Source organism: Pricia sp. (assembly GCF_041745955.1).
Classification (GTDB): Bacteria; Bacteroidota; Bacteroidia; order Flavobacteriales; family Flavobacteriaceae; genus Pricia.
Map to the genome: position 1 here is coordinate 1 of NZ_JBGTHY010000273.1, position 2,452 is coordinate 2,452.

General features: G+C 46.2%; 2 protein-coding genes. Both read left to right on the forward strand.

All coding sequences use genetic code 11. From position 1 onward, the window contains the following. On the forward strand, positions 1 to 1,290 hold a 1,290-nt coding region (gene rpsB / locus ACEW8S_RS10095), incomplete at its 5' end, for a 30S ribosomal protein S2 (RefSeq protein WP_373518029.1). 190 nt (positions 1,291 to 1,480) lie between these two features. Next, positions 1,481 to 2,305 (forward strand): translation elongation factor Ts, encoded by an 825-nt coding sequence (tsf, locus tag ACEW8S_RS10100; RefSeq protein WP_373518030.1) that lies wholly within the window; start codon positions 1,481 to 1,483, stop codon positions 2,303 to 2,305. Positions 2,306 to 2,452: the final 147 nt, after the last annotated feature.

Consider the following 2,452-nt stretch of genomic DNA (forward strand, 5'->3'; position numbering starts at 1 on the left):
TTGGAAGCAGGTGTACATTTTGGACACCTCACGCGAAAGTGGAATCCGAACATGGCGCCCTATATCTACATGGAGCGTAACGGAATTCACGTTATCAATCTCTACAAGACCGTAGCAAAATTGGACGAGGCCAACGAGGCCCTGAAAAAAATTGCCGCATCCGGACGAAAAATCCTTTTCGTAGCCACCAAAAAACAGGCGAAAGATATCGTAGCCGAGTTGGTTGCAAACGTAAACATGCCCTACATCACCGAAAGATGGCCCGGTGGCATGTTGACCAATTTCGTAACCATTCGCAAGGCGGTAAAGAAAATGTCACATATCGACCGGATGAAAAAAGACGGTACGTTCAACACCTTATCCAAGAAGGAGCGCTTGCAAGTAGATCGTCTCCGTGCTAAATTGGAAAAGAACTTAGGTTCCATTTCCGAAATGAGCCGATTGCCGGGAGCAATTTTTGTGGTCGATACCATGCGCGAGCACATCGCCGTGAAGGAAGCCCAGAAATTGAACATTCCTATTTTCGCAATGGTCGATACCAATTGTGACCCAAGGGATGTAGATTATTTGATTCCATCGAATGATGATGCCTCCAAATCCATAAGCATTATCATGACGGAGGTGACCGATGCCGTTGCCGAAGGTCTTGCGGAAAGAAAATCCGAAAATCATGCGGACAATGAAGGTAGCGACGACGAAAACGGCGCCAAAAGGAAGAAAAAGAAAGATCGTATCGTAGAGAAACCTACCGAGGTTACTCCAAAGGCGAAGAAAGCAAAGCCCGAAGGTAAAGATAGCACTACTGAAATCGAGGAAGCTCCCGTAGTTTCCAAAGGCACGGAAAAACCACAACCGACCCCCGAGGCAGTCGATACCAAGGCGTCACCGGTGGTTGCCAAAACGCCCTATCCCGAAGTAGATGTAGAAGCCACTCAAGAAGCTGTGGCCGAAGAGAAGTCCTCTTCCGCCAAAGCTACCGAGGACGAAGAAAAGTCAGCCCCCGCGCCCAATAAAGATGTAAAAGCGAAGACGGACAAAGCGGACGACCTTACCAAAATCGAGGGTGTAGGCCCAAAGGCCGCAGAAGCTATGGTCGCAGCTGGTATTGATACGTATGCGAATGTGGCAAAGGCGGATGCGGAAAAAATCAAGGAAATATTGACCGAATCCAGCTCTAGAATGGCCCATCTAGATCCGACCTCATGGCCCAAGCAAGCGCAAATGGCCGCCGATGGCAAATGGGACGAGCTGCAGGAATGGCAGGATAAGGCTAAGGGTGGCGTGGAGTAATTGCTGAATGCCCTACAACAATTTAAAAAAGAATAGAAGTGTACAGCGCAGGTTGCCGCAGTATGTTTTGAGTTACATTCCAATTTAATTCGAGAATATAGTTCGAAAACGTATTTGATAATCACAAGCGCGGTACAGCAAATAAATGATATTGCAGCCTTGGCTGGAATGACAATAAAGAACTAAAATTATGGCAAATATTACAGCCGCAGAAGTAAATAAATTAAGGAAGACTACAGGCGCAGGTATGATGGACTGTAAAAAAGCCCTGGTCGAAGCCGATGGCGATTTCGAGAAAGCCATCGAATTCCTTCGGAAACAAGGACAGAAAGTAGCGGCAAAAAGGGCCGACCGGGATTCTTCAGAAGGTGCCGCTATCGCAAAGGTGAATTCCGAAGATACCAAAGGTGTTGTCATTTCCCTAAATTGCGAAACCGATTTTGTGGCCAAGAACGATGATTTCGTTACCCTTGCCAACGAACTGGCCGATTTGGCTATGGGTTTTGATACCAAAGACGCCTTTCTTTCCGCTGATTTCAAGGGAATGACCGTTCAGGATAAACTGACGGAGCAGACCGGGGTGATCGGCGAAAAAATTGAGATTGGCGGTTTCGAAAGATTAAGTGCCCCATTTGTAGGAAGCTACATTCACGCCGGAAACAAAATTGCTACATTGGTAGGGCTTTCCGCAGTGGTCAATGGTGCAGGTGAAGTCGCTAAAGATGTCGCTATGCAAGCTGCGGCAATGAACCCGGTAGCCTTGAACGAAGAAGGCGTCGATCAATCCGTTATTGATAAGGAAATAGAGATTGCCAAAGATCTATTGCGCCAGGAAGGCAAGCCGGAGGAAATGCTCGACAATATCGCCAAAGGCAAATTGAAGCGCTTTTTTAAGGACAATACTTTGGTCAACCAGGATTTTATTAAGGACAGCAAGCTAAGCGTTGCCCAATATGTGAAATCGGTGGATTCAAATCTTAAGGTAACGGGATTTAAAAGAGTTGCGCTCGGCTAATCCGTTCCTTTAAAGTATTTACGTGAAAACCATCTTGCCGAGAAGCAAGGTGGTTTTTTTGTTTTACTTTAGTACCATCAACACAAATTTATAAATGAAAAACATACTTCTTTTTGCGGCATTGCTATTTTGTTTTCAGGTGTCGGC

Coding starts and splice junctions, on each gene's coding strand:
- tsf (WP_373518030.1), top strand. CDS start 1,481: ATGGCAAATATTACAGCCGCAGAAGTAAATAAATTAAGGAAGACTACA.